1 protein-coding gene is annotated in these 1867 nt (G+C 59.1%); it reads right to left on the bottom strand.

Features of this window, described 5'->3' with window-relative positions:
- The coding region (ltrA, locus tag HH308_RS29220) for a group II intron reverse transcriptase/maturase (RefSeq protein WP_312870897.1) at nucleotides 1–1365 on the bottom strand (1365 nt) is incomplete at its 3' end.
- Nucleotides 1366–1867 lie beyond the last annotated feature (502 nt).

The following is a 1867-nucleotide window of genomic DNA, read 5'->3' as shown; positions in this document are numbered from 1 at the left end:
ACGTGCGGGCCTCGCATACGGCGGTTCGCTGGGTCGATGAAATCGAGTCCAGGCATCTTCAAAGGTGAGCAGGCCACGTTTGACCCAGTACTCATTGGGCAATGCTCTGTGGATGATCGGCGAGCGAGCCACCCGCCAGTAGCCCCGCGAACTGTGACCCATCTTCCCGGCCTCGTCAGCCGCGATGCCCAACTTGCGGAGATTCTCCGCCCGCGTGGAACCATTCTTCCACTGCACCCACAGCACCTGCCGAAGTCTCCGGCGAAGCCACCTGTCCAGCGACCGAAACACACTGGCCGCCTCCGACAAGCGAAAGTACCCCATCCAGCCCCGAATGTAGTCGTTGATCCGCATCAACCGATAGGCCATCGACACACTCCACCGCCGCGACGTCAACTCCCGCAGACGATTCCTCGCCCGCACCAACGCCGCCGGGGCCACCTTCACCTTCACCTGAGAATCCCGGCGAAAGAACGCAAACCCCAACAACATCGCCGTCGCGGCCACCTGAATAGACGACTTCGCACGATTCACCTTCAACTTCAACCGACCCTCAAGCAGCGTCACACTCTGCTCAAACGCCCGCTGCGCGGCCCTCTGCGACTTCACAAAGATCCGAATATCATCGGCATATCGCACAAAACGATGCCCCCGATCCCAGAACTCCTGATCGAAATCGTCCAACATGATATTCGACAACAACGGCGACAACGGCGACCCCTGCGGAGTCCCCTCCGTCACCGGTTGACACACACCATCGACCATGATCCCCGCCTCAACATAGGCACGAATCAACCGCAACACACGCTTATCGGTCACCTTCCGCGCAACCCGAGACATCAGAATATCGTGATTGACCCGATCAAAGAACGCATCCAAATCAACCTCGACCACCCACGAATACCCCTGATCAATCACCAACCGGGCGACCTTCACAGCATCATGAGCCTTCTTCCCCGGCCGGAACCCATACGAGACCGGCACAAACCCCGGATCAAACACCGGAATAAGCACCTGCGCGAGCGCCTGCTGGATCATCCGATCCACCACCGTCGGCACCCCCAACTTCCGCACCCGCCCATCAGGCTTGGGAATCAACACCTGACGCACCGGCGACGGACGGTACGTACCCGCATCCAACGCCACCCGAGTCTGCACCCAATGCGTCTCACACCACGCCCGCAACTGCCCGGTCGTCATGCCATCCACACCCGCAGCACCCCGATTACGCTCAACACGTTTCACCGCAGCAAGCAGATTATCGGCATCGAAAACCCGACCCCACACATCCTGCCCACCCCTGACGTCCTCCCCGACACCCACCGGACCCTCACTACGCGCAGACGACGGCATTCCCAGATTCACCGGTCCCTCCACATCGACTACCCCACACACCTACCGTTGTGGGTTGGCTGCGATCATCGCAAACATCACGAGAAATGCCGCTTCGAACAATCAATTCCCAACGTTCAGCCCTTCCCGACAAACACCACATTCCCGCCGGTACTACGACCTCTGCTGACTTCTGCCCCGTCAACACCACCTTCACAAGCAATGCCGCTGCACACCGTGCCGCACCAGAACAGACCTCCCCAGATAAGAACATTCACTGTCCTCCTACAACCGCCGCATATACACACCAACCGCTTCGATGGAACGGGCTTCACCACGTGTAGCTGGCTCACCCCAACTGGCATGCCTCACATGCGATTCGTATACCTCGGTGCAGGATTTCGTATCCAGCTTCCTTCCCACCCCGCCTCACGACGACGCAGTTGCCTTCCACTAGGAGTTAAACCACCTTCACCTCCAAAGGACTTCCACCTTCAAGCGAATGCCCATGCTGGGCGTACTACACCGAAGCTCG

Origin of the sequence: Gordonia asplenii (assembly GCF_012933505.1) — a bacterium.
GTDB lineage: Bacteria > Actinomycetota > Actinomycetes > Mycobacteriales > Mycobacteriaceae > Gordonia > Gordonia asplenii.
This window is presented reverse-complemented; position numbering and strand designations above follow the sequence as displayed.